The sequence below is a fragment of the Nocardia sp. CDC159 genome (assembly GCF_023740735.1).
In the GTDB taxonomy this organism is placed as follows: Bacteria; Actinomycetota; Actinomycetes; order Mycobacteriales; family Mycobacteriaceae; genus Nocardia; species Nocardia pulmonis.
Map to the genome: position 1 here is coordinate 298708 of NZ_JAMRXH010000008.1, position 23744 is coordinate 322451.

General features: G+C 68.3%; 29 protein-coding genes. 8 read left to right on the forward strand and 21 right to left on the reverse strand.

From position 1 onward, the window contains the following. Positions 1-76: 76 nt before the first annotated feature. Together NDR87_RS19995 and NDR87_RS20000 are read left to right on the forward strand one after the other, a co-directional pair. The gene (locus NDR87_RS19995) at positions 77-541 is read left to right on the forward strand and encodes a hypothetical protein (protein ID WP_251914342.1); all 465 of its coding nucleotides are present in this window, start codon (positions 77-79) and stop codon (positions 539-541) included. 106 nt (positions 542-647) lie between these two features. Next, positions 648-1589, forward strand: coding sequence for an RluA family pseudouridine synthase (locus NDR87_RS20000; protein WP_251914341.1), 942 nt, complete (start codon positions 648-650; stop codon positions 1587-1589). Between the two features lie 44 nt (positions 1590-1633). Here NDR87_RS20000 and NDR87_RS20005 read toward each other — a convergent pair whose 3' ends face one another. Both NDR87_RS20005 and NDR87_RS20010 read right to left on the reverse strand, forming a co-directional pair. Then, positions 1634-3760 (reverse strand): MMPL family transporter, encoded by a 2127-nt coding sequence (locus NDR87_RS20005; protein ID WP_251914340.1) that lies wholly within the window; start codon positions 3758-3760, stop codon positions 1634-1636. Positions 3761-3788: 28 nt separating this feature from the next. After that, positions 3789-4223: an EXLDI protein gene (locus NDR87_RS20010; RefSeq protein ID WP_251914339.1), complete on the reverse strand. Its 435-nt coding sequence runs from the start codon at positions 4221-4223 to the stop codon at positions 3789-3791. Positions 4224-4435: 212 nt separating this feature from the next. Between NDR87_RS20010 and NDR87_RS20015 the strand changes: the two genes are divergently transcribed. The 4 genes from NDR87_RS20015 (at position 4436) to NDR87_RS20030 (ending at position 9455) form a co-directional block, all read left to right on the forward strand. Continuing rightward, positions 4436-5170: a CPBP family intramembrane glutamic endopeptidase gene (locus NDR87_RS20015; protein ID WP_251914338.1), complete on the forward strand. Its 735-nt coding sequence runs from the start codon at positions 4436-4438 to the stop codon at positions 5168-5170. Between the two features lie 180 nt (positions 5171-5350). Further along, entirely contained in the window at positions 5351-7750 is a 2400-nt protein-coding gene (locus NDR87_RS20020; RefSeq protein WP_251914337.1) for a hypothetical protein, read from the forward strand. A gap of 158 nt (positions 7751-7908) precedes the next feature. Continuing rightward, positions 7909-8619, forward strand: coding sequence for a hypothetical protein (locus NDR87_RS20025; protein ID WP_251914336.1), 711 nt, complete (start codon positions 7909-7911; stop codon positions 8617-8619). A gap of 224 nt (positions 8620-8843) precedes the next feature. After that, positions 8844-9455, forward strand: coding sequence for a maleylpyruvate isomerase N-terminal domain-containing protein (locus NDR87_RS20030; RefSeq protein WP_251914335.1), 612 nt, complete (start codon positions 8844-8846; stop codon positions 9453-9455). A gap of 21 nt (positions 9456-9476) precedes the next feature. Here NDR87_RS20030 and NDR87_RS20035 read toward each other — a convergent pair whose 3' ends face one another. The 3 genes from NDR87_RS20035 to NDR87_RS20045 all read right to left on the reverse strand — a co-directional run bounded on the left by NDR87_RS20035 (position 9477) and on the right by NDR87_RS20045 (position 12923). Then, positions 9477-10388 (reverse strand): DUF6585 family protein, encoded by a 912-nt coding sequence (locus NDR87_RS20035; protein WP_251914333.1) that lies wholly within the window; start codon positions 10386-10388, stop codon positions 9477-9479. A 258-nt stretch (positions 10389-10646) separates the two neighbouring features. Continuing rightward, positions 10647-11831, reverse strand: coding sequence for an MFS transporter (locus NDR87_RS20040; RefSeq protein WP_251914332.1), 1185 nt, complete (start codon positions 11829-11831; stop codon positions 10647-10649). Positions 11832-11873: 42 nt separating this feature from the next. Beyond that, the gene (locus tag NDR87_RS20045; protein ID WP_251914331.1) at positions 11874-12923 is read right to left on the reverse strand and encodes an aldehyde reductase; all 1050 of its coding nucleotides are present in this window, start codon (positions 12921-12923) and stop codon (positions 11874-11876) included. A gap of 81 nt (positions 12924-13004) precedes the next feature. Between NDR87_RS20045 and NDR87_RS20050 the strand changes: the two genes are divergently transcribed. Next, entirely contained in the window at positions 13005-13769 is a 765-nt protein-coding gene (locus NDR87_RS20050) for an alpha/beta hydrolase (protein WP_251914330.1), read from the forward strand. On the opposite strand, the gene NDR87_RS20055 is transcribed toward NDR87_RS20050, so the two are convergent. After that, the gene (locus tag NDR87_RS20055; protein WP_251914329.1) at positions 13759-14376 is read right to left on the reverse strand and encodes a hypothetical protein; all 618 of its coding nucleotides are present in this window, start codon (positions 14374-14376) and stop codon (positions 13759-13761) included. The genes NDR87_RS20050 and NDR87_RS20055 overlap by 11 nt on opposite strands. 101 nt (positions 14377-14477) lie before the next feature. Continuing rightward, positions 14478-15080: a TetR/AcrR family transcriptional regulator gene (locus NDR87_RS20060; protein WP_251914328.1), complete on the reverse strand. Its 603-nt coding sequence runs from the start codon at positions 15078-15080 to the stop codon at positions 14478-14480. Between the two features lie 80 nt (positions 15081-15160). On the opposite strand from NDR87_RS20060, the gene NDR87_RS20065 reads away from it, so the two are divergent. Further along, positions 15161-15580 (forward strand): VOC family protein, encoded by a 420-nt coding sequence (locus NDR87_RS20065; RefSeq protein WP_251914327.1) that lies wholly within the window; start codon positions 15161-15163, stop codon positions 15578-15580. Here NDR87_RS20065 and NDR87_RS20070 read toward each other — a convergent pair. The 14 genes from NDR87_RS20070 to NDR87_RS20135 form a co-directional block, all read right to left on the reverse strand. Further along, entirely contained in the window at positions 15577-16110 is a 534-nt protein-coding gene (locus tag NDR87_RS20070; protein ID WP_251914326.1) for a hypothetical protein, read from the reverse strand. The two genes, NDR87_RS20065 and NDR87_RS20070, sit on opposite strands and share 4 nt — an antisense overlap. 243 nt (positions 16111-16353) lie before the next feature. Then, positions 16354-16650: a 30S ribosomal protein S17 gene (gene rpsQ / locus NDR87_RS20075; RefSeq protein ID WP_251914325.1), complete on the reverse strand. Its 297-nt coding sequence runs from the start codon at positions 16648-16650 to the stop codon at positions 16354-16356. Further along, positions 16647-16886, reverse strand: a complete 240-nt coding sequence (gene rpmC, locus NDR87_RS20080; RefSeq protein ID WP_062507077.1) for a 50S ribosomal protein L29 — start codon at positions 16884-16886, stop codon at positions 16647-16649. The genes rpsQ and rpmC overlap by 4 nt, the downstream gene beginning before the upstream one ends. Continuing rightward, the gene (gene rplP / locus NDR87_RS20085; RefSeq protein ID WP_251914324.1) at positions 16886-17302 is read right to left on the reverse strand and encodes a 50S ribosomal protein L16; all 417 of its coding nucleotides are present in this window, start codon (positions 17300-17302) and stop codon (positions 16886-16888) included. Before rplP ends, rpmC begins: the two co-directional genes overlap by 1 nt. Before the next feature lie 3 nt (positions 17303-17305). After that, positions 17306-18112 carry a 30S ribosomal protein S3 gene (rpsC, locus tag NDR87_RS20090; RefSeq protein ID WP_251914323.1) on the reverse strand — a complete coding sequence of 269 codons (807 nt, stop codon included), beginning with the start codon at positions 18110-18112 and terminating at the stop codon, positions 17306-17308. After that, on the reverse strand, positions 18113-18511 hold the full coding sequence (rplV, locus tag NDR87_RS20095) for a 50S ribosomal protein L22 (RefSeq protein ID WP_251914322.1): 399 nt from the start codon (positions 18509-18511) through the stop codon (positions 18113-18115). Further along, entirely contained in the window at positions 18508-18789 is a 282-nt protein-coding gene (gene rpsS / locus NDR87_RS20100) for a 30S ribosomal protein S19 (protein WP_251914321.1), read from the reverse strand. The genes rplV and rpsS overlap by 4 nt, the downstream gene beginning before the upstream one ends. 15 nt (positions 18790-18804) lie before the next feature. Continuing rightward, positions 18805-19635: a 50S ribosomal protein L2 gene (rplB, locus tag NDR87_RS20105; RefSeq protein WP_251914320.1), complete on the reverse strand. Its 831-nt coding sequence runs from the start codon at positions 19633-19635 to the stop codon at positions 18805-18807. 33 nt (positions 19636-19668) lie between these two features. Beyond that, complete coding sequence (gene rplW, locus NDR87_RS20110; protein WP_251914318.1) at positions 19669-19974, reverse strand: 50S ribosomal protein L23; 306 nt, start codon at positions 19972-19974, stop codon at positions 19669-19671. Beyond that, complete coding sequence (gene rplD, locus NDR87_RS20115) at positions 19971-20642, reverse strand: 50S ribosomal protein L4 (protein WP_251914316.1); 672 nt, start codon at positions 20640-20642, stop codon at positions 19971-19973. The genes rplW and rplD overlap by 4 nt, the downstream gene beginning before the upstream one ends. Continuing rightward, the gene (gene rplC, locus NDR87_RS20120; protein WP_251914314.1) at positions 20639-21304 is read right to left on the reverse strand and encodes a 50S ribosomal protein L3; all 666 of its coding nucleotides are present in this window, start codon (positions 21302-21304) and stop codon (positions 20639-20641) included. Before rplC ends, rplD begins: the two co-directional genes overlap by 4 nt. 14 nt (positions 21305-21318) lie before the next feature. Then, the gene (rpsJ, locus tag NDR87_RS20125; protein WP_003938093.1) at positions 21319-21624 is read right to left on the reverse strand and encodes a 30S ribosomal protein S10; all 306 of its coding nucleotides are present in this window, start codon (positions 21622-21624) and stop codon (positions 21319-21321) included. Between the two features lie 417 nt (positions 21625-22041). After that, positions 22042-22587 carry a hypothetical protein gene (locus tag NDR87_RS20130; protein WP_251914312.1) on the reverse strand — a complete coding sequence of 182 codons (546 nt, stop codon included), beginning with the start codon at positions 22585-22587 and terminating at the stop codon, positions 22042-22044. Further along, entirely contained in the window at positions 22584-23729 is a 1146-nt protein-coding gene (locus tag NDR87_RS20135; protein WP_251914310.1) for a hypothetical protein, read from the reverse strand. The genes NDR87_RS20130 and NDR87_RS20135 overlap by 4 nt, the downstream gene beginning before the upstream one ends. Between the last annotated feature and the right edge of the window lie 15 nt (positions 23730-23744).

Below are 23744 nucleotides of genomic sequence, written 5' to 3' on the forward strand. Positions count from 1 at the left end.
TGGTCGGTGGTGCCAGCCGTCCGAAACGGACGGGTCGGGTCTGGCACACCCGTACCACGAACGATTGGATATGCCCATGATCAAGATCAAGTCCCGTGCTCTGGTGGCCCTCGCCCTAGCCTCGGCGCTGTTCACCGGCGGTGTGGCGGCGGCGGTTCCGGCTGTCGCCGCGCCCATTTCGGTCGGCGTGCGCACGGCCGCCCCCGGCGCCGGTGAGCTGCAGAGCAAGCTGCAGCTGGTGCTCAACCCCGGTGCGCCGCGCGCCAGCCGGGCCGCCCAGCTCGAGGCCGGCGAGGCCGGACTGCCGCTGGTCGACACCGTCGGCGGCGTGATGGCCACGGTGCCGGGCTTCCAGTGGCAGGTCGTCGAGCCGATCGCGGTGCAGGGCGACACCCTCACCCACCAGTTGCAGGTCAACGTCCCCGGCTTCGATGCGATGTTCATCGAGCTGTCGTGGAAGCAGATCGACGGCACCTGGAAGCTGACCCGCGAGTCCGAGTGCACCATCGCCTACTACGCGGGCCAGGCCTGCACGGTCTAGCAGGCCGGTGACAGGGGGCGAGCCGGGCCGGTCGAATGAGGACCGATACCGGCCGCGGCTCGCTCCCTGTCCGGGTAGTGCTATCGGCCAGCTACTGTCGTAACCGATGAGACGCAGGCAGCAGCCGCCCCTGGGCAAGCGGCATGGACTGGATCCGGCGCGGCTCCGGCTTCCGGAGGACGGCGCGTGGACGACCATCCGCGACCATCTGGTGGAACGGCTGCCCCGCGTGCCCGCCGAACGCATCGATCGAATGCTGGCCGAGGGCGCGATCGTGGATCTGGACGGTCCGATCGCCCCGGACGCGCCCTATGTTCCGGGTGGCGCGGTCTGGTTCCATCGCGACCTTCCGGTGGAGACCGAGGTGCCGTTCGAGATCACCATCGTCCACCGCGACGAGGATCTGCTGGTCGTCGACAAGCCTCACTTCCTGTCCACCATCCCCCGCGGACAGCACATCCTGCAGACCGCACTGGTGCGGCTGCGCCGCGAACTCGATCTGCCCGAGCTGATTCCGGCGCATCGGCTCGACCGCGCCACCGCCGGACTGGTGCTGTTCGTCGTCAATCCGGCGCGACGTGGGGCGTATCAGACGATGTTCCATCGGCGCCGCGTGCACAAGGAATACGAGGCGATCGCGCGCCACGACCCCGGGCTCGACCTCCCCCGCACGATCCGCAGCCGAATCATCAAGGAGCGCAATATTTTGCGCGCCTTCGAGGTGGACGGCGAACCCAATGCCGAAACCCGGGTGGAACTGCTCGAGCATCGCGACGGCCTGGGCCGCTACCGCCTGATCCCGCACACCGGCCGGACCCATCAGCTGCGCCTGCACATGAACGGCCTCGGCATTCCCATCCTCGGTGACGACTTCTATCCCGAGATCACCGACCGCCCGGTCGACGATTTCACCCGGCCGCTCCAATTGCTGGCCGCCACCTTGGAATTCACCGATCCGATCACCCGTGAGCCACGTCGATTCCGCACCACCCGCACCCTGCAGGCGTGGGCCGATCCGCGGGGTTGGGCGACGGGCCGCATGCCGTGACGGATGCGGGCCACCCGCTCGGGCGGCCCGCATCCGCGGCTACCTCAGACGCGGACCGAGTCCGGTGACCTCTTCTCGCGCACCGCTTTTCGATCGCCGTGCCCCGGCCACCACGCCCGGTGGCCGATGAGCGCGGTCAGCGCGGGCGTGAAGAACAACGCCATCACGAAGGCCGCGATCGCGATGCCGACCGAGATGGCGAAACCCATCTCCGACAGCACCGTATTGCCCGCCAGCATCATCGACGCGAACGTCCCGGCCAGGATGACACCGGCAGCCGCGATGGTCGGCCCGGCGTGCCGCACCGCCAGCGCCGCCGCCCGGCGCGGATCGTTGCCCTCGCGGGCCTCCTCGCGCAGCCGGGCCACCATGAGGATGTTGTAGTCGGTGCCCAGCGCGACGACGAACAGGTACATGATCACCGGCAGGGTGAAGATCAATCCGGTCTCGCCCTGAATATGCTGGAAGACCAGCACCGACGCACCGAGCGTGGCGGCGAATCCGAGGAAGACCGAGGCCATCAGATACCACGGCGCCACCAGGCTGCGCAGCAGCAACGCCAGCACGATCATGATCAGGACCGCCGCCACCGGGAACACGATCGCGTAATCGCGCTTCATCGCATCCTGGAAATCGACGAAGACCGAGGTCATTCCGCCCACGACGGCGGTGGTGCCGGGTGGGGCGGCCGCATGGGCGGCCTCGCGCAGCGGACCGCGCACGGTATCGATCGCCGCATCCGATTCCGGCGCCGACGCCAGGGTGACCTTGAAGTCGGCGACCGTCCGGTCCTGGGACACAATGGGTTCGGCGACCTGGCCGACACCCGGCACCCGCAGGGCCTCGCGATAGGCGGCCAACTGCTCGTCGCCGAGCGAGCCCGGCGAGCGCAGTAGGACATCCGAGGGCTGGGTGACACCGGCGGGCATGCCTCTGAGCAATTCCTTGCTGTAGACCACGGATTCGGAGGCATTGGCGGTCGATCCGGAGGTCAGATCGAAGGTCGGGTTGAAGCCGACGGCGAGGACGCCGAGTCCGGCCAGCACCAGCCCCGACGCGACCGCGAACGCCGCGGGCCGCCGCCCCAGCGCCGATCCGAGGGCCGCGAAACGCGCCCCGCGCGGTTCCGCGCGCCACGCCTTGGACGGCCAGAACACCCTGGTGCCCAACAGCGATACCACCGCGGGCACCAGGGTCAGTCCCGCCAGCAGCGCCACCGCCACCGCGATCGCCAGGGCCGGGCCGAGTGCACGGAACATCCCGAGCGTGGACAGGATCAGCGCCATGAACGCGATGATCACCGCAGCCGCGGCCGAGGTGATCGCCTCACCGACGCGACCGACCGCGCTGATCATCGCCGACTTGGAATCCTCTCCCGCGCGCAGTCTTTCGCGATAGCGGAACATCAGGAAAAGAATGTAATCGGTGCCCACGCCGTAGAGCACCACCACCAGGATGGAGCTGATCGAGCTGTCGATCTTCAGGTCGAAGCCCTGGCTCACCCAGCCGATCAGACCGTTGACCGCGCCGGTGACCGCGCCGATCACCACGATCGGCAACAGCGCGATGATCGGGCTGCGGAAGATGAGTAGCAGCAGCACCAGGATCAGCACGATGGTCGCGATGCCGACGATGGCCAGGCCCTTGGTCGAGGACTCCTGCGCGTCCAGCGCCTGCGCGGCCTGCCCCGTCACACCGGCGCGCAGCTCGGCGCCGGAGACAGTGGGCCGCAGTGCCTTTCGCAGCTCCTTGACCGCATCGCCCTGGCGGGTATCGCTGGGATTGGTGACCTTGGTCATCTGGACCGCGGCAATCTGGATCAACCGGTTGTCCGAGGGCGGCAGGGCCTGGATCGCGGTGACATCGGCGATGCGAGCCTCGGCGAGCCGGGCGGTGATCGATCCGACCGTCGCGACATCGCTGTCGCGCAGCGGTGCGCCGTCGGATCGTTCGAAGACGATGATCGCCGCCGGGGCGGCGGTATTCGGAAACGCCCCCTCCTGCAGCCGCATTGCCTGGATGGACTCGTAATGCGAAGGCAGGAACTCGGATTGGTCGGTGGTGGTCGTCAGCTTCGGCGCGGTCGCCACGACGGCGACGACGCCCAGCAGCCACAGGCCGATCGTCCACCACGGATGGCGGACGACCAGGCGGCCCAGGCGTGCGAACATATCGGCTACCCTTCCGCGCGCGGCGAGCTCAGATGTCGAGGTCGTCGGTGCGCGGGGTCTCCACCGCGGCCGCGACCCGGCGGTAGAGCTTCGGCGAAATCCGCTCGCGCAGTTCCTCGATCGAGTCGACGATCTCGACGGTGTAGTCGCCCCACTCCGGCAGTTCGGGGCCGAATCCCAGCAGGTTGCGCCAGTTGCGCCAATCCGACTTCAGCTCCGCCACCAGATCGGCGTGGTTGGGGAACTCCAGCCATTCGGTCGCCTGGCGCTGTGCGACGAATTTGCCCTTGCGGCTGCGGTACACCTTGGTCACCTCGATGCCGGTCTTGGTGTGCTCCCTGGCTTCGGCCAGGAAGCGGCCGACGAAGCGCTTGGCACGCAGGCCGCCCGGGCCGTCCTTGACCAGGATCTCCTCGAATCGCTCGTCGTCGAGCACGGCGGGCTGCTGCGGTTCGGTGGTCATGGCTGCTCCATTCATGCATTGCTGCGCAGGTGCGCATTCTTCGATTGATCGCGCGGGCGAGCGCGTGCGTCGGAACGTCGGTGCACTGATCGCACGTCTCGCTCCGCGACTGACTATACGTAGACGTATACATATAGAGCAAGGCCCAATTCTCGGACCTGTGATCGACTTCGCCCGGCACACCTTCGGCGAATGAACGTAGACTGGCCGCGATGTCTCGAACCGATAACGGCGTCGCGCCGCGCCGGTTGCACGCCTGGATCGACGTTGCCGTCGTTGTCGCCGTCCTGGCCTGCACCAATCTGATCGCCCACTTCACCTCGGCGTGGGCGAACATCGTGACGGTGCCGCTGGCGGCGCTGGCACTGGTGGCGATGATGCGGCGGCGCGGGCTCGGCTGGGCCGAACTCGGGCTCTCGCCGCGGCAGTGGCGACGCGGGACGCTGTACGCGGTCGGATCGGTGGGCATCGTGGTCGCCGCGGTGGCGATCGGGGCGTTGCTGCCGATCACGCGGCCGTTCTTTTTGGCCGATCGCTATGCCACCATTTCCGGCGCGCTGGTCGCCTCGATGATCGTCATCCCGCTGCAGACCGCCATTCCGGAGGAACTGGCATTTCGCGGCGTGCTACACGGCGCGCTCGACCGCGCGTCCGGAGTGCGGGGTGTATTCGCGGCCGGTTCACTGCTTTTCGGGCTCTGGCATATCGCCTCGTCGCTGGGCTTGACCAGCGGTAATCGCGGATTGAGCGGCATTCTCGGCGGCGGGCTGGCCGGGCAGATCGCGGGTATCGCGCTCGCGGTGGCGGCGACGGCGGCCGCCGGGGCGGTATTCACCTGGTTGCGGCGGCGCAGCGGCAGCCTGCTCGCGCCGATCGCCCTGCATTGGTCGCTGAACGGCGCGGGCGCGCTGGCCGCCGCGCTGGCGTGGCATGTCGCGTCGCGCTGAAATCGAAAATTGCCGGTAGCGGGGCGTTTTCGCATGCGACACCGAACTGATGTTCGGTTGCGGCATTGACCACGGGTAGGTCTCGGATTACTCTCACCTCGATCACACATACGTTCGAGTAATCACCCTCAGGCATTGCACGACGCGGAAACGCATCCACCCGCCGAGCGGAGCGAGGCCATGAAATACGAGTCCGGCAATTCCGAGATCGAGACGCTGGCCCAGCGGGTCGCCATCGCGCGCGGCAAGCTGCCGCTGCAGACCGATCCGGCGCTGTTCGAGGAGCTGTCCGAGGCGGAGATCGCCGCGGAACGCGAACTGGCCGAGTGGATCCGGGCCCAGCGGCGGCGGCAGCGCCGCCGCGCCGTTGCGGCCGAACTGGCCGCCGAGAAGCGCGAGCGCCGCGTCGCGCTGTCCGTGCGCCGCGCCGACGACGCCGACGTGCGCTGGCACCGCCGCGCCCTGGCCGCCCGCCGCCGCGTCGCCAATCCCGATGCCCGCCTCGCCCAGCTGTACCGCCGCGCCGAGTGGACCTCGCGCGCCCTGATCGGCGTCGTCGTCCTCGGCATGCTGTGGTCCGGCGTCAACGTCCAGCAGAACCTCGTCCCCAGCGGTGATATGCGCGACCCGCTGTACTGGCTCAGCTACGGCTTCGAGGCCATGATCTCCATCCCGATCATCGCCATCATGGTGGTCGCCACCACCGCCGCCCGCTGGGGTCGCGAAATCCCGCGCGGCAAGGTCGTTTTCCTCGAGGCCACCCTCCTCGGCGTCACCATCGCCCTCAATTCCGGACCCCACCTGGTGAACGGCGCCCCCGCCCGCGCCGCCGAGGCCGCGGTGGCCCCCCTCATGGTCGGCGTCGTCATCTGGCTGCACGCCTGGGTCGCTACCCGCTACGCCCAACTGATCGACGCCGTCCCGCTCCCCGACCACGAGCCCCGGACCTGCACAACGATTCCCAGCGAACGCACCGACCTCTCCACTCCCCCGAGTCACTCCCACCTGCCAACCCCCACACCCAGCGTCCTCCAAGCCACCCCGCGCCCGCTCGAATCCCGCCCCACCCCCACCGGCCATATTCACCCCGCGGCGAAGTTCCCTGCGCACAACGGCCACCAGCATCCTGCCGCGCAGTCGCCGTCGACCAACGGCGAGGTTCGTCCCACTGCCACATCCGCGACGCACCCAACCCACGACCGCAACCACGAGAACCCTGCCGCGCCCGGCCTCCCTCATGACGGCCGAGTTCATTCCGCCGACGCGTCCCACACGCAACCCACGCCCTCCAATGGCCGCGAATACCCTGGCGCACAGGCCCTCTCCCACAACGGTCACCCGCATCCCGGCATCCCCGGCTCGGGACCGGGCACACAGCCCCAGGCCGGAAAACAAACCGACGCGACGTATCCCTTGGAGCAGGGCGACTTCGACCAGGCCGTGCCGGCCCAGGCGCGCAACGCTTCGCACAATGGCCGGGTCCACCCCGCGGCCACGTCCTCCGCACCCAACGGCCACGAATACCGCAGCGAGAAGACGGCATTCGCCAACGGCCACGTCCACACCGCCACATCCGTAGCGCGGCCGACTCCCCTCCGCGGCCACGTGCCTCCCGCCGCGCACGCCCCCACTCACAACGGTCAGGCTCGTGCCGCCGATGAACCTCCCGCGCCCCACAACGGTCACGAATACCCCGCGCCCCAGCCCACCTCGCGCAATGGCCACCGGCACCCTGCCGAGCAGGTGCAGTCCGGCAGTGGAAACGTTCATCCCACCGCGACGTTTGCGGCGCAGCCGATGCCCCAGCTCGACCGCGCCCCTCTCGACGCGCACGCTCCCTCTCGCAGCGGCCACGAACATCCTGACGCCCGGGTGCCACAGCACAACGGTCACGCGCACCCGACCACCTCCGAATCCGTGCAGGACGACCCGCAAGAGATCGAAAATTCCGCGGCGGCAACGCATTCCACGGGGCAAGGCGACGGATCGCAATCCGCTCGGAAGCTCGATGACCGCCGCATCGACGAGAAACCCACCGACGCATCGACTCCCGCCCCCGGCGGCAGGGGAAAAGGCTCGGCGCCCACGGAGATCCGCCCTTCGAGTAACCGGAAAGCTGGCGCCGAACACCCCTACACTCGCCGACCCAGCGGCCCCTCGACCACCGAGGACGAAGCCGCCACGAACGGGAAGACCCGCACCCACGAGGCAATCGAACGCGCCACCCAACTGGCCCTCGACGACGCCCCGATCGAAATCCCGCTGCCCCGCGGCCGCTTCACCGATGTCGAGCCCGACCCCGATATGCCCGACGAATTCGACCCCGAGCCTCCCAACGACGACACCGACGACATCGCCGCCGATATCGATGACGTCGAGGTCTGGGCCGTGGCCCGCGCGATCTCCGAGCGCCGCCTCTCCAAACTCCCGGTCGAACAACTCGCCGAGGTCCTCACCCTGGCCGACGAATCCTGGACCCCCGCCGCCATCGGCGCCGCCATCGGGCTCCCCGGCTCCCGAATCCTCGGCATCCTCGAGGCCGCCCGTCGAATCCGCCGCCCCTACGCCATCCCCAGCTGATCACCGCCGCTGTGCAGGACGCGGTCGGTACACCGTGTTCTCCAGCACACCCTCGAAGGTTTCACCTGGAAGTGCACAACCGGACATTCTTCGTTTCCCATGTCCGGTTTCGATCCTTCGGTCTCTGTTGGACAACAGACCAAGGAACCGAAGTAAGCATGCTGATGAGGAGATTCGCGGCGACGGCCGCGATGACGATCGCCGCCCTTGGCGTTACGGCCGGTGCCGTGCACGCTAACCCGACCGATACCGACGCCGTCAATGTCAAGGCAACTACCGAGGATTCGTCCGCGATCATCCGGACCGATGCCGGCTCTATGGTTGTCGAGGACGGCGTATTCAAGATCAAAGCGGCCAACGGGACGGTGCTTACCGGCACCGATCTGAAATTCCGCGTTGACGATTTCGAGTTTCCGATCGCGGCGGACATCAAGGACCGCACCGCGACACTGACCCCGAGGTTCGACGCCGAGCACGCGGTCTACAAGCCGGTTGCCCTGCCGTTCGAGGATCAGGCGCCCTGGAAGACCCCGTACGACCGTGAGCAGGCGGCGTGGAGCCGCCTGACCAGCACCATCTCCATGGGTGCGACCATCGGCACCGTCGTCGGCGGCCTCGGCGCGGGCGCGGTCGGCTGTATTCTCGGTGGGGCCGTGGTGGCCTCAGGTGCGACCCTCGCCACCGGCGTCATCGGTGCACTGTTCGCGTTTCTTCCCGCCGCGGCGGTCGGCTGCCTGTTCGGGGCCGCGAGCCTTGGCGCGCTCGGCGTCCTGGCGGGCCAGCTCCTGATCACAGCGCCCGTGGCCATTGCCGCCGCGGTGCAGTACTTCACCACCATCAACCAGCCCTTCACTCCGCCCGCGAAGTAGCGGAACCAACCCGGCGGAAAGAGAGCCGCCCGGGGGACAGTCGAGCCCTCGCCCGTCCGCGGGCGGGGGCTCGGCGCGTTTCGAATACCGGACCAGGCAATCATTTCGGTGCTCGCGCCATCCCCAAGACCGGACGGCGCGCCGCGCCTCAACCCGTTGCGTGCCGTCGGACCGGGTGCTGGCATGGATGGTGACAGTGGTTCCGAACGGAAGAGGGGGCAGGCATGGACGGCACGGTCTTGGCGGAGGTCTTCGCGGCCTGGGCGGCACGGGTTCGTGCGCTGACCGAAGCGGAGTGGTCCACCCCCACCCGCCTGCCGGGCTGGACGGTGCAGGATCTGGTCGCCCATATGGCACCGGACAAGCGGGTATTGGAGCTGCTGCGCGGTCCGCGAGTGGACTCCCCGGCCATCACGAGCGGCGCCCAGATGCTGCGGATCTACAACATGCCGGGCGGGGTCGCGCACACCGCCGCCGACCAGAACGCGGAATTGGCGCGTGAGGCCGCGAGCGCGGGCCCCGAGGCACTGGTCGCCTTCTTCATCGACGACGGGCCCGAGGTGATCGCCGAATTCCGCAACGCCGACCCGAATATCGGTGTCGCGCACCCACATCCGGCCCTCGGCACCGTCAGCTTCGGCACGCTGATCGAGGTAATGATCGTCGAGGCGACCGTCCACATGCTCGATCTGATGGCCGCCGTCGGCGGCGATCCGATTCCCGCGGCGGCATTGCGCCGGACAGCGGAGATCCTGTCGGCGGTCCCCGATCCGGTCGAATTCATCGAGGCGGCCTCGGGCCGATCGACCGCGACCGTACTACCCGTCATGCGTTGAGCGACAATACGATCCCGACGTTCAGGACACCTCGCGGGCGGGCGGCTCGCCGACATCCGAAGCGGCACCGTCCGTTTCGTCCTCGACGCCCACCGCCTCGAGCGCGACCTGATCCATGGCGGCCGCGATCCGCAGCCGCTCGGCGACCTCGTTGAAGATGTAGAAGTTGGGAATCGTGCCGACCGGGGCGAGCGAGTGCCAGCGGCCGTCGACCTTGATGCGCACCATACCGTCGCGCGAGTCGATGGTCTGCACCCGCTCCCAGCGATAGGAGGCGCCCTGATATCTGAGATCGTCCAGGCATACCGCGATTTCGCCGAAATCGACGGTCTGCTCGGCATCGATGGCGGCGACCACCATCGGTAATTGCGTTGCGGTGACGGCCGACTGGATGTGCGGGCCCCATTCCCGGGCGTCGGCGAACAGATGCTCGTCGAATTCGGCATGCATGGCGCCCGGGCCGGTGACGACGAAGGAATAGTCGGTCGCCGCGGCGTCGGCCGGGCGGAATGGGATGACCAGCTGCCGCACTTGGACGCTGTCCCAACGGAATGCGACGATCTCCTCCCCCGAGTGATACACCGTCATGCCGTGGTCGAACAGGTCCAACCGGGCGCCGCGGGCGCGCCGATTGTGCTGACCGCGCAACCCCATGGCCGTGAGCGGGATGATGGCCAGGCCACCGACCGCCACACTGCCGACGAGCGAACCCGCCGCCGCGCAGATGACGCCGACGATCAGCAATCCGCCCGCCACCAGCGCGCAGCCACGCACGACCGTGTCGTTGCTGATCGGCGCCGGCTGGAACGTCTGCCGGTGTGCGCCCAGCTTCTCGTACTCGGCCATGAGATGAATCAGCTGCGTCAGGGGCACCGTTCGGCGGCCATCGGTTCCCCCGTCGCCGCGTTCGAGCGTGCTCGGGGTGGTGGTCAATATCCCTCCAATAGGCGGTTTCTCCGCGCGAAGCGTATTCGACCGAGTGGCATCCTGCTACCGCTACGCGCGGTCGACGCGCCGGAAATTTGGACAAACCGACACGGCCTGGATCGCCAGATCTCGATTCGATCTCGGTCGTGTGCGAGTCGGGCCATCTTAGCGCCCACCGAACCGCGTGCGACGGACCGGTATCCGCCCGTCGACACCCCTATACCCCGAAAAATGCCCTTCGCAACAAATCGGCGGCTCCGGAATTCACCACGCCGACACGTACTCTCGCTTCCGGGAACGCGCGACCAACACGACCAATGCGGCCAAACCCACCCCCGCCCCGATTCCCAGCGCGGCCGCCCCGCCGAATGCCGCCGCGAACCCGCCCGCGTCGATCGCCAATCCGGCCAGTGAACTGCCGATGCCGTTACCCAGCGTCAGCGCCGCGCCGTGCCAGCCGAATGCCTCCCCCCGACCACCATCGGGCACGATGCGGGTGACCTGGTCGACCGAGGCGGTGATCGTCGGCGCGCACAGCAGCCCCGCCACGAACCCCGTGATCGCCAGCGCGAGCGGGCCGTTCGCGAAGGCCATCGGCAAGGTCAGCGCGCCCAGCCCGGCCAGCAGGACATAGGTCGACACCGACCGCCGCATGGCGCCGTAGACGAGCCCGCCCACCAGCGAACCGAAGCCCCACACCGCCATCACCGCGCCCAGCCAGCGCTGCGCCTCGAATTCCCGCAGGGCCGAGACGAAGGTGAGCTCCGATCCGGCCAGCACCGCGACCGCCGCACTGGCGCCGATACACAACGCCACGAATTCGATCCGGAACCACTCCCGGCGCGGCGCCGCGCGCGCGGACCGCTCGGCGTCGGTGCGCAGCGGTGGATTCAGCACCCACACCAGCACACCCGCCAGGATGTGGGTCCACTGCGCGCCGAACAGCACCGGCGAGGTCGACCCGGCCCAGGTCGCCGCCGCGACGCCCAGCACCGGGCCGACCATGAACGCCGCCTCCACCGACACCGACTCCAGGGCCAGCGCCGACTGCCGGGTGCGCTCGGAGGTCGCGGCGACCACCGCCTGGCGCACCACGGTGAAGATCGGAATATCGAAAAGCCCTGCGACGGCGGCGAGTACGAGCAGCGGGACGTAGCCGACGAACGGCGCGATCGACCAGCAGACCGCGCCCACGACAAGCGACGGCACGATCGTGCGGCGCAGCCCGAATCGGTCCAGCAGTCGCCCGCGCCATGGCCCGCTCGCCGCCGTGCACACGGTGACGACCGTGCTCAGCACCCCGGCCTGGGCATAGGACCCGTGCAGCGTCTGCACCACATGCACGGCCAACAGGACGGTACCGGCGAAGAACGGGATCCGTACCAACGCGCCCAGCAGCAGCACATTGCGCGCCGCCGCGATACTCAGGACCTCCCGATAGGACCGCACTCCACCGAGCCTGGCATGTGCACCCGCCGCCGCGCCACGGATTTATCCCATGATTGCGGGCGTCCCGACCAGCCCCTGTTCGAGCAGGCTGCGCGCGGTGACGAGGAGGGTGTCCTCGGTGGAACGCGGTGTCCAGCCGAGGATCTCGCGCGCCTTGGCATTGCTGACATGGCGCACCTTGCCGAGATTGCCCGCCAGCTCGCTCGCCCCGGGCGCCATCTTGGCCGCCGCCTTGACCACCCACATGGGCAGCTGCTTGGTCGGCACCCGGTCGGCGTCGGGGCCGAGCTGGTCGCGCAGCAGCTTCGCGACCGCACCCATCTCGATCACGTCGCCGGCGGAGGCGATGAACCGCTGGCCCGCGGCGGCCGGGTGGGTCATCGCCCGCAGGTGCAGCTCGGCGACATCGCGGACGTCGACGACGGCGAAGGACAGCGGCACGATGGCGGGCGCGGTGCCGTCGAGCAGCTTGAGCAGCACCGAGATCGAGTTCGAGAACTCCGGTCCGAGCACCGGACCGAAGATGCCGACCGGGTTGACCACCGACAGCTCCAGCCCGCCGCCCTCGCGGGCGAGGAAGTCCCAGGCCGCCCGCTCGGCCAGGGTCTTGGCCTTGACCGTGGGCGGCAGGGTGGGGTCGTCGAGATTGGTCCAATCCTCCTCGGTGAAGGGACGTTTGGTCTCCTTGTGGCCGTACCCGCAGGCCCCGAAGGCGGAGGTGACCACCACCCGACGCACCCCCGCATCGCGGGCGGCGCGCAGCACCCGGAGCGTGCCGTCACGGGCCGGGACGATCACCTCGTCCTCGTCCTCGGGCTGGGCGGCCGGGAAGGGCGAGGCGACGTGCAGGACATGGGTGCAGCCCGCGGCCGCCTCGGCCCAGCCCGCATCGGCGGTCAGATCGGCCGCCGCCACCTCCACCGCGGGTGCGTTCGCCGCGCCGGCGGCCGCCACCTGCTCCCGAATCCGTTGCGCCGCATCGTTGTTGCGGGCCGTGGTCCGCACCCGGTATCCCTCGTTCAACGCCTGAGCAATACACCGCGTGGCCAGGAAGCCCGTACCACCGGTCACCAGCACTGTTTCGTCCGTCATACCATCGCCATCCGTTCGGTCGGAGTTGCAGGTATTCAGAAAGCGCATTACCGAGAAAGAGCAGGGCGCAGTCTATAGGGCATGACGACGAGAACCCTTGCCTATGGGTCCCATCCGGATCAGGTGGCCGATGTGGGTCTACCCGAGGACGGGCCCGCGCCGCTGATTCTGTTGCTGCACGGTGGATTCTGGCGGGCGCGGATCGATCGCGGGTATGCCGACCCGCTGGCGCGGGCGCTCGCCGCGGCCGGGTACGCGGTGGCCAATGTCGAGTACCGGCGCGTCGGCGACGGGGGCGGGTGGCCGGAGACGTTCGACGACGCGGCCCTGGCCCTGGATACGCTGCCCGGGCGGATCGATCGCGCCGAGCCCGGACGGATCGACCTCGCCCGCGTGGTGTGGCTCGGCCATTCCGCGGGCGGTCACCTCGCCCTGTGGGCGGCGCTGCGAGATCGCCTGCCCACCAACGCATCCTGGTATCGCGACGAGTCGGCGCGCATCGCGGGTATCGTCGCGCTCGCACCGGTCACGAATCTCGCCGAGGCCTATCGGCGCGGTCACGGCGAAAATGCGGTAGCGGAATTCCTCGGCGGCGGCCCCGATCGCTTCCCCGAGCGCTATGCCGTGGCCGATTTGCCGGAACTCGGGCCACCGCCGGTTTCAACCACGGTCGTACACGGTGCACAGGATCAGCGAGTGCCGATCGAGATGTCGCGCGATTACTGTGCGAAGGCGGGCGCCCGGCTGGTCGAATTGCCGGGGATCGACCATTTCCGGCTGGTCGAACCCGATTCCCCGGCCTGGCCCGCGATCGCCGCGGCCGTGCGCGAGCGGGTCAGCGAGTGATCACATAGCTGCCGTGGACCGGGCGGGCCGGATCCGGATTCCACTGCTGCAAGAAGTACGACCAGCCCAGCCACACCCCCGGCGCGATCTCTCGAAACTCGTGATAGCTCACCGGAATTCCGAGCATTTCCCCGGCGAAGTCGATGGTCCAGGCCGGTTTGCCGTCGCCGTAGGAGATGCCGAGCCGCAGCGGGCCGCCGGGTGAGGAGCCGAGCAGATAGTTCTTGTGCACGATCGTGCCGCCGGGACCGGGGACGAAGGTGAGCCCATTGCCCAACTGTCCCTCGGCCGCGGCCCAGGCGCGGCCCAGCGCATAGTCCAGCGGCTGCCCCGCGACCCGGACCTGCGGCAGCACCCAGAACCGCTGCGAGCCGACCGGCGCCGGACCGGGCTCGGCCCGCAGAAACAGGTCGGCGGCCTGTTCGGGGGTGCAGTGGAAACGCAGCGAATCGACCGTCTTCTCGCGATCGGCCGGGTCGATCACGCACTGCCCGTCGGCGCGCGGCACCCCACTTCCGGTGTCGGCCGATGCGTATGCCGAGGCCAATGTCATTATGGCGACCGCCGCGACGGCGACCGCACCGAATTTCCGGACTACCGCACCCATACCGACCTCACGAATCACACACCCGAAATCGCCCCGATCGTAACCACGGCTCGCCGAGCAATGCGGGCGGCGAAGTTCGGATCACACCGTCGGACACGCGGCTATCGTCCGGATGGCTCGGTGCGCAATCCGTCCAGCAGTCGACGCAGGGCCGCGAGCGCATCGGCGAGGGCGTTCGGATCGGGATTACCCGCCAACCAGAGCGCGGCCTCGTTCATCGCCCCGGAGAGCAGCCGGGTGAGCGGCGTGATCGGTTGCGGCGGAATCACCTTCGCGTCCACCACCGCGGTGAGCGCGTCGGCGAGGTGGCGGGCGGAGGCGGCCTCGTCCATGGCCCGCCAGTCGTGCCAGCCCAGGACCGCGGGACCATCGATCAGCATGATCCGCTGAATCTCCGGATCGGCGCAGGTCGACAGGAAGGTTTCGCAGCCGGTGCGCAGCTGGCTCCACGGATCCGCATGGGTGTCCGCCGCCGCGGCCACCCGCTCGCCGACCTCCTGCTGAACCTGTTCGAGCACCGCGCGGAACAGTTCGGTCTTGCTGTCGAAGTTGTGGTAGAGCGCACCCTTGGTCACGCCCGCGGCCGCGACGATCTCCGAGAGCCCCACGGCCGCAAAGCCTTTGGCGGCGAACAGCCGCCTGCTCTCGCGCAGCAGGGTGCGGCGGGTCTGTTCCCGCTGCTGGGCGCGCAGGGCGCTGGGCATGCGAACCTTTCCGTTGACATACCGTTGGTACGCGAACTACGTTACCTCACATACCACCGGTATGCGAAAGGCGAACGGCTGTGCACCTCCAGAGCTTCTACCCCGTCATCGGCACCACCCGGCTGATCGAGTCGCGTGACTTCTACACCCGCTGGCTCGGCTTCGGGATCACCTTCGAGACGGATTGGTACATCAGCCTGCGCCGCCCGGGCGCGGTCGAATACGAACTGGCCCTGCTCGATCCGGCCCATCCGACCATTCCGGAGGGCTACCGCCAACCGGTCCGTGGCCTGCTGCTGAACTTCGAGGTCGACGATGTGGACGCGGAGTGGGAGCGGCTGGTCGTCGCGGGTGGGTTGCGCGCGGAGTTACCGATCCGCACCGAGGAGTTCGGGCAGCGGCATTTCATCGTCGCCGACCCGAGCGGTGTGCTGATCGACGTGATCACCGAGGTCCCGCCGTCGGCGGAGTACGCCGGACAGTTCCGGGTCGGCTCCTAGCGGGAGGGGTTGCAGAATCCGCAGATTCCGCTGGCGGGAAGCTGAATGAAGCATTCCTCGCAGACCTTGGCCCGCACCTCCGGTTCGGGCTTCGGCTCGGGTCGGGCCGGGGCCTGACCGCGGCGGGCGGCGACCTTCGGGGTGAGCGGCGGAACTCCGGCGGGCACATCGGTGCCGTGCGTGGCGTAGCACTGCCACCGCGCATAGGCGGCGTGCATTTCGATATCGTCCGGAATCGGCAGCGCCGCCAGCTCCAGCACGTACTTGTAGCTGTCGGTGACGGTGTGGTTCGGCCGCACGCACAGCGCGGTCAGCGGCGGCTCCCCGGCGGAGTGGCAGCGCCGGGCCACCTTGCGCAGCACGGCATCGACCCACGTCCGCGTCGGCGCGCTGGTGCGCACCCCCGACATCTCCTGCACCTGCGCGGCCAGCTCGTTGATGGTCACGAAATGCCCGTAACCCCTTGCGGTTTCGACGAGCACCTCGTGCGCGGCCAACGCCCACGCCACCGTGGCATCCCGAAAGGACACCGCCGTCCCGTCACTCGCCCGCCAGGCCCCAGAAGTCGTCGAAGTAGCTGCCCCACTCATAGCCCGACTACGGTAGCGAATCCCCCGCGACTTCGCCAATAACCCCCGTCGCACGTGTCACCGATCACCGCACGCGCAGAACGCATTTGGCCCGCCGTGGGGGTACCGACCGCGTACGCACGAAGGCCCGCCTCCCAATCGGGAAGCGGGCCTTCGATTTTCGACTGTCAGCCGCGGGAAGGACTACTTGGCCTTCTCCAGGACCTCCACCAGTCGCCAGCGCTTGGTGGCGGACAGCGGGCGGGTCTCCATCAGCTGGACCCGGTCGCCGACGCCGGCGATCTCGTTCTCGTCGTGCGCCTTCACCTTGGAGGTGGTGCGGATGATCTTGCCGTAGAGGGGGTGCTTCACCCGGTCCTCGAGCTCGACCACGATGGTCTTGTTCATCTTGTCCGAGACGACGTAGCCGATCCGCACCTTGCGGCTGCCACGCTCCTTCTCCTTGGCCGGCGTCTTGGCCGGACCTTTGGCATCACTCATGCCGCATCTCCCTTGTCCGCCGGAGCCGAGGCCAGGCCGAGCTCGCGCTCACGCATGACCGTGTAGATACGCGCAATCTCGTGACGGACCACACGCAGACGACGGTTGTTCTGCAACTGGCCCGTCGCCATCTGGAAGCGCAGGTTGAACAGCTCTTCCTTCGATTCACGCAGGCGGGCGACGAGCTCTTCCTCGGTGAGCTCGCGCAGGTCTGCGGCCGGAGTTCCGGTAGCCATCAGAACTGCTCCTCCCTGGTCACGATCCTGCACTTCATCGGGAGCTTGTGCATCGCGCGGCGCAGCGCCTCGCGAGCGGTCTCCTCGTTCGGGTAAGACATCTCGAACATGACCCGACCGGGCTTCACGTTCGCGACCCACCACTCCGGCGAACCCTTACCGGAACCCATGCGGGTCTCGGCGGGCTTCTTGGTGAGCGGGCGGTCGGGGTAGATGTTGATCCAGATCTTGCCGCCACGCTTGATGTGGCGGGTCATCGCGATACGCGCCGACTCGATCTGGCGGTTGGTGACATAGGCCGGCTCCAGCGCCTGGATGCCGTACTCGCCGAACGCCACCGAGGTGCCACCCTTGGCCGCACCGGTGCGACGCGGGTGATGCTGCTTGCGGAACTTGACCTTGCGAGGCATCAGCATGGGTCAGCCCTCCTGATTCTCTGCCGGAGCCTCGGCCACCGCAGTCGCGGCGCCCGAACGCCCGGCCTCAGTGCTGGTCGCCGTGGTGCCCTGGGCACCGCTGCGACGGGGACGGCTCGGCCGCTCACGACGCTCGCGACGCTCACCGGCCGGGGCAGCGGTCGCGGTGACCTCACGCTTGCCGCCGACGATGTCGCCCTTGTAGATCCAGACCTTCACGCCGATGCGGCCGAAGGTGGTCTTCGCCTCGTACAGGCCGTAATCGATGTCGGCGCGCAGCGTGTGCAGCGGCACCCGACCCTCGCGGTAGAACTCCGAGCGCGACATTTCGGCGCCGCCGAGACGGCCCGAGCACTGCACCCGGATGCCCTTCACGTTCGGCGAGCGCATGGCCGACTGAATGGCCTTACGCATCGCGCGACGGAACGCGACACGGTTGGACAGCTGCTCGGCAACGCCCTGGGCGACCAGCTGCGCATCCGACTCGGGGTTCTTGACCTCGAGGATGTTCAGCTGCACCTGCTTGCCGGTCAGCTTCTCCAGCTCGGCGCGGATCCGGTCGGCCTCGGCGCCACGACGGCCGATCACGATGCCCGGACGCGCGGTGTGGATGTCCACCCGCACGCGGTCCCGGGTGCGCTCGATCTCGACCTTCGAGATACCGGCCCGCTCCATGCCCGTGGCCAGGAGCTTACGGATCGCGACGTCTTCCTTCACGTAGTCCGCGTACTGCTTGTCCGCGTACCAACGCGACTTCCAGTCGGTGGTGATACCGAGGCGGAAGCCATGGGGGTTGATCTTCTGTCCCATTTACTTAGCCCCTCCCTTCCGGCGGCTGCGAGCCGGAACGGCGCTGGCGACGCTCTCGACCTCGATGGTGATGTGGCTGGTGCGCTTGCGAATCCGGAACGCCCGGCCCTGGGCACGCGGCTGGAACCGCTTCAGGGTGGCGCCCTCGTCGACGTAGGCCGTCGAGATCACCAGGGTGTCCGGGTTCAGGCCGAAGTTGTTCTGGGCGTTGGCCGCGGCCGAGGCCACGACCTTGGCGACCGGCTCGCTCGCGGCCTGCGGCGCGAACTTCAGGATGTTCAGCGCGTCCTCGACCCGCTTGCCGCGGACCATGTCCACGACGCGGCGAGCCTTCATCGGCGTCACGCGAACGAACTTCGCGGTCGCGCGCGCGGTCGTGATCTGAGTGTCAGTGCTCATCGCCGCTTGCTCTTCCGATCTTCCTTGACGTGGCTCTTGAACGTACGGGTGGGCGCAAACTCACCGAGCTTGTGGCCAACCATGTTCTCCGACACGAACACCGGCACGTGCTTGCGACCGTCGTGCACCGCGAAGGTGTGCCCGATGAAATCGGGGATGATGGTCGAACGACGCGACCAGGTCTTGATGACCTGCTTGGTGCCCTTCTCGTTTTGGACGTCCACCTTCTTGAGGAGGTGTTCGTCGACGAACGGGCCCTTCTTCAGGCTGCGTGGCATGTCTTAACCTCCTCCTTAACGCTTCTTGCCGCGGCGGCGGACGATGAGCTTGTCGCTCGGACGGTTGGGCTTACGGGTGCGGCCCTCGGGCTGACCCCACGGCGAGACCGGGTGGCGACCACCGGAGGTCTTGCCCTCACCACCACCGTGCGGGTGGTCGACGGGGTTCATCACGACACCACGGACCGTGGGGCGACGGCCCTTCCAGCGCATGCGGCCGGCCTTGCCCCAGTTGATGTTCGACTGCTCGGCGTTGCCGACCTCGCCGACGGTGGCGCGGCAGCGCACGTCGACGCGGCGGATCTCGCCCGACGGCATACGCAGGACGGCGTAGGCGCCCTCCTTACCCAGCAGCTGAATGCTCATGCCCGCGGCACGGGCCAGCTTGGCGCCGCCACCCGGACGCAGCTCCACCGCGTGGATGGTGGTACCGGTCGGGATCGAGCGCAGCGGCAGGTTGTTGCCCGGCTTGATGTCCGCACCGGCGCCCGACTCGATCCGGGTGCCCTGGGCGATGCCCTTGGGCGCGATGATGTAGCGCTTCTCGCCGTCGGCGTAGTGCAGCAACGCGATGTTCGCGGTCCGGTTGGGGTCGTACTCGATGTGTGCGACCTTGGCCGGGATGCCGTCCTTGTCCAGGCGACGGAAGTCGATGATGCGGTAGGCCCGCTTGTGACCGCCACCGCGGTGACGAGTCGTGATGCGGCCGTGCGCGTTACGACCGCCGGACTTGGTCAGCGGGCGCAGCAGCGACTTCTCGGGGGTCGACCGGGTGATCTCGGCGAAGTCCGAGACGCTGGCGCCACGGCGGCCCGGCGTAGTCGGCTTGTACTTACGGATAGCCATGAGTTCTTCTCTGCTTTCTGGAATCCCCGCCGCTTACGCGACCGGGCCTCCGAAGATCTCGATGGGCTTGCTGTCGGCCGAGAGGGTCACGAGCGCGCGCTTGGTGTCCTTGCGCTTGCCGTAACCGAAGCGGGTCCGCTTGCGCTTGCCCTGACGGTTGGCGGTGTTGACGCTGGTCACCTTCACGCCGAAGACCTTCTCCACGGCGATCTTGATCTGCGTCTTGTTCGCGTCCGGGTGCACCAGGAAGGTGTAGGTGCCCTCTTCGATCAGTCCGTAGGACTTCTCCGAGATGACCGGCGCCAGCAGAATGTCGCGCGGGTCGGCGATGGTGGTCACTTGCTCTCCTCCTGTGCAGCCTCAGCGGGCCCGTGCACGAAGGTGTTCAGGGCCTCCACGCTGAACACGACGTCGTCGCTGTTCAGCACGTCGTACGTGTTGAGCTGGTCCGGCGCGATCGGGTGCACGTTCTGCAGGTTCGCGACGCTCTTCCACGCGGCGAGGTCCTCGCGGCCCACCACGACCAGCAGCTTCTTGCGGTCGGTCAGCTCGGCCAGGAAGTTCTTCGCGGCCTTGGTCGAGGGGGTCTGCCCCGCGACCAGCTCCGTGATCACGTGGATGCGCTCGCTGCGCGCACGGTCCGACAGGGCGCCACGCAGGGCGGCGGCCTTCATCTTCTTGGGCAGCCGCTGCGAGTAGTCGCGCGGCTGCGGGCCGTGCACGGTGCCACCGCCGGCGAACTGCGGCGCCCGGGTCGAACCCTGGCGGGCGCGGCCGGTGCCCTTCTGGCGGTACGGCTTCTTACCACCGCCGCGGACGTCGCCGCGGGTCTTGGTGGCGTGCGTGCCCTGGCGAGCCGCGGCCCGCTGGGCCACGACGACCTGGTGCATCAGCCCGATGTTGGCAGTCACGTCGAAGATCTCCGCGGGGAGCTCGACGGTGCCGTTGGTCTTGCCGCCCGGTTCCTTGACCGGCAGCGTCAGGTTGGTCTTGGTCTCGGTGCTCATGCCCGGGCACCACCCTTCACAGCACTCTTGACGATCACGACGCCGCCCTTGCGGCCCGGGATCGCGCCCTTGATCAGCAGCAGGCCGTTCTCGGCGTCCACCTTGTGGACCGAGAGGTTCTGCGTGGTGACGCGGTCGTTACCCATCCGGCCCGCCATGCGCATGCCCTTGAAGACACGGCCGGGGGTGGAGCAGCCACCGATCGAACCCGGGCGGCGGTGCACGGCCTGCGCACCGTGCGAGGCGCCCTGACCACGGAAGCCGTGGCGCTTCATGGTGCCCGCGTAGCCCTTGCCCTTGGAGGTGCCGGTGACGTCGACGTAGGTGCCCTCTTCGAACACGTCGGCGCTGATCTCCTGGCCGACCTCGAACTTCGAGGCGTCGGCGACGCGGATCTCCACCACGTGGCGACGGGGGGTGACGCCCGCCTTGGCGAACTGGCCGGAGACCGGCTTGGTCACCTTGCGCGGGTCGATGGCGCCGAAGGCGACCTGGACGGCGGAGTAGCCGTCCTTCTCGACGGTGCGGATCTGGGTCACGACGTTCGGACCGGCCTTGACGACGGTCACGGGAACGACGCGGTTCTTTTCGTCGAAGACCTGGGTCATGCCGAGCTTGGTGCCCAGAATGCCCGCGGCCGGACGGCTCTTGTTGTCAGTCATATTCGAAGTCCCCGTCACTGAATGTTGACGTCGACACTGGCCGGCAGATCGATGCGCATGAGGGCATCGACCGTCTTCGGCGTCGGGTCGAGGATGTCGATCAGCCGCTTGTGCGTGCGCATCTCGAAGTGTTCGCGCGAGTCCTTGTACTTGTGCGGCGAACGGATGACGCAGTACACGTTCTTCTCGGTCGGCAACGGCACCGGCCCGACGACGCGGGCACCGGTGCGGGTCACCGTCTCGACGATCTTGCGCGCAGACGCGTCGATCGCCTCATGGTCGTAGGCCTTGAGCCTGATGCGGATCTTCTGTCCCGCCACGCTGAGTGTCCTTTTCTCCGCTTTCGTCGTGTTCCGGGAGTCGCCTCCCGAAGCACCCTCATTTGCATGCCCGAACCCGAAGAAGTCACAGCAGACGCATCCGTCTCTACCAACGACCGGGGACTTGGACCCGATCCATCGCCGCTGTTCATCTGTCATGGTTCTTCCGGTCCACGCGGTCGGGCGTGTCGCGCCGCCGCTCATTCTTCGGCCCCGGAATACTTCCCATGAGCCTCGGAACGCCGTCCCGGACGTACCCGCGCCGGACTCGACGGGATACAAAGTGGGTACTGCTCGCCCGCTCCGATCAGGTCGAATGCCTCATGGACATAAGCCACCCGGTGCAGGCAACCCGAACAGTATGCCCGACGGGCTCGGACGAGTTCAAATCGGGGGTGGTGTGAGCCGCGACAAGCCTCAGACCCGCAGCGGCGCGCGCCCCGGGCGCACCCGTCGCCACACTACCCCGAGGAAGATCAACAGTCCGACCAGCGGCAGCGAGCCGATGGTCCAGCTCAGTGCCAGCGGCGGACCGGGCTGATCCAGAATCCGAACATTGGCGAGCGTGCCCTCGCCCCGGCCCTGCGGTCCGTCGATGACGAAGCGGAAGCTGTAGCTGCCGGGATCGTCGTAGGCCTTCACATCCAGTCCCCACGATTCGCGCTTGCGGGGATGGCGGACCAGTGGCCTGGTGCGTTCGCCATTGCGCACGCCCGGACCCCGCACCGTCAGGGTGCCGGACTTGCCCGCGATGCCGTCGTCGGGCATGAACGTGAAGTCCAGCGACTGCATGGCCCGGATCGGCCAGGTGGAGAAGCCGACGGTCACGCCGTACGGACCGGCCTGCACCCGCTCGGTGTGCACGATGTCCACGGGCGCGTACGCCGCGGATGGACCGGCCGCCAACAGCGACACCACGAACAGCGTCAGCAGGGCGGCACCCAGTCGGCGCAGCGATCTCATCGGACCTCCTCCGGGGCCAGGGCGCGCAACATGACGGCGAAGCGGCCGCCGAGATATCCGGCGAGCAAACCCAGCGGAATCGCGATGACGCCCAGCAGCAGCACGTCGTAGACCGCGACATGCGACTGGAAGACCAGCCGATACTGCAGCGGCATGCTCACCGCGATGGTCACGCCGACCGCCACCCCCGTCGGCAGCAGGATCCACTTCAGATCGCGCCCCCGGGCCAGCCGAAACACCGCCTCGACGACCAGCGCCGCGGCGATCAGGAACATCGGCAGCATGCTCGGGAACGCGGGCTCGCGATTCACCTCGTCGCGCAGCGGCAGCCCGATCGCGGCGGCGTAGGTCTCCGCGGCCCACGGCGAGAACCACCACAGCGCGGCCTGCAGGATGCCGGTGGCCACCGCGATGGTCAGTGCCGCGCCGGGCCGGGCCAGCACCAGCGCACCCAGGATCAGCAGCAGCGATCCACACAGCACAGTGCCGCAGAACATCGGATCGACCGGCGGATCGATATTGTCCAGCGCGGTGAAGGGAATCGGCGCGAAGGCGATGAGGATCGGCAGCGCACAGACGAAACCGATTCGGCCCCAGCGCTCGTCGCAATGGGCGGCGAAGACGATCAGGCTGCCGATCATGGTCAGCGTGATCGACAGGAACAGCGCCACGTGCGCGGGCGTGTTCAGCACCGCGTCGAAGCCGTAGATCGAATGCCACTGCAGATCCAGCAGGCCGTAGAGCAGGAAGGCGGCCGCACCCGCACCGGAGATCATGTAACCCAGCGGCACGGTCAGCGCACCGCCGAACACTCGCACCGGCGTCCCGCCCGCACGCGGCACGGGCCGCCCGGCGCGCTGAGCCACGGTCGCCATCAGCACCATGGCCAGGCTGGCAAAACCGGCGATCGCACTGCCGGAGTACAGGAACAGATGCGGCAGCGTGAAGAAGGTGTCGGGGCCGACCTCGTTGTGCCACTGGATGTCCCAGCTGATCCCCACCGTGGTGACGAGGGTGCCGAGCAGGACGATCCACGCGCCCAGCCGGGCGGCGGTGCCGGTGTCGTCGGTGACGACGATCGGGGCGGCGGTCGCCGCATCGCTCGCGCGGGCGGCCGCGTCGAACGGGACGGAGGTGCTCATCGTTGCTTCCTTCCA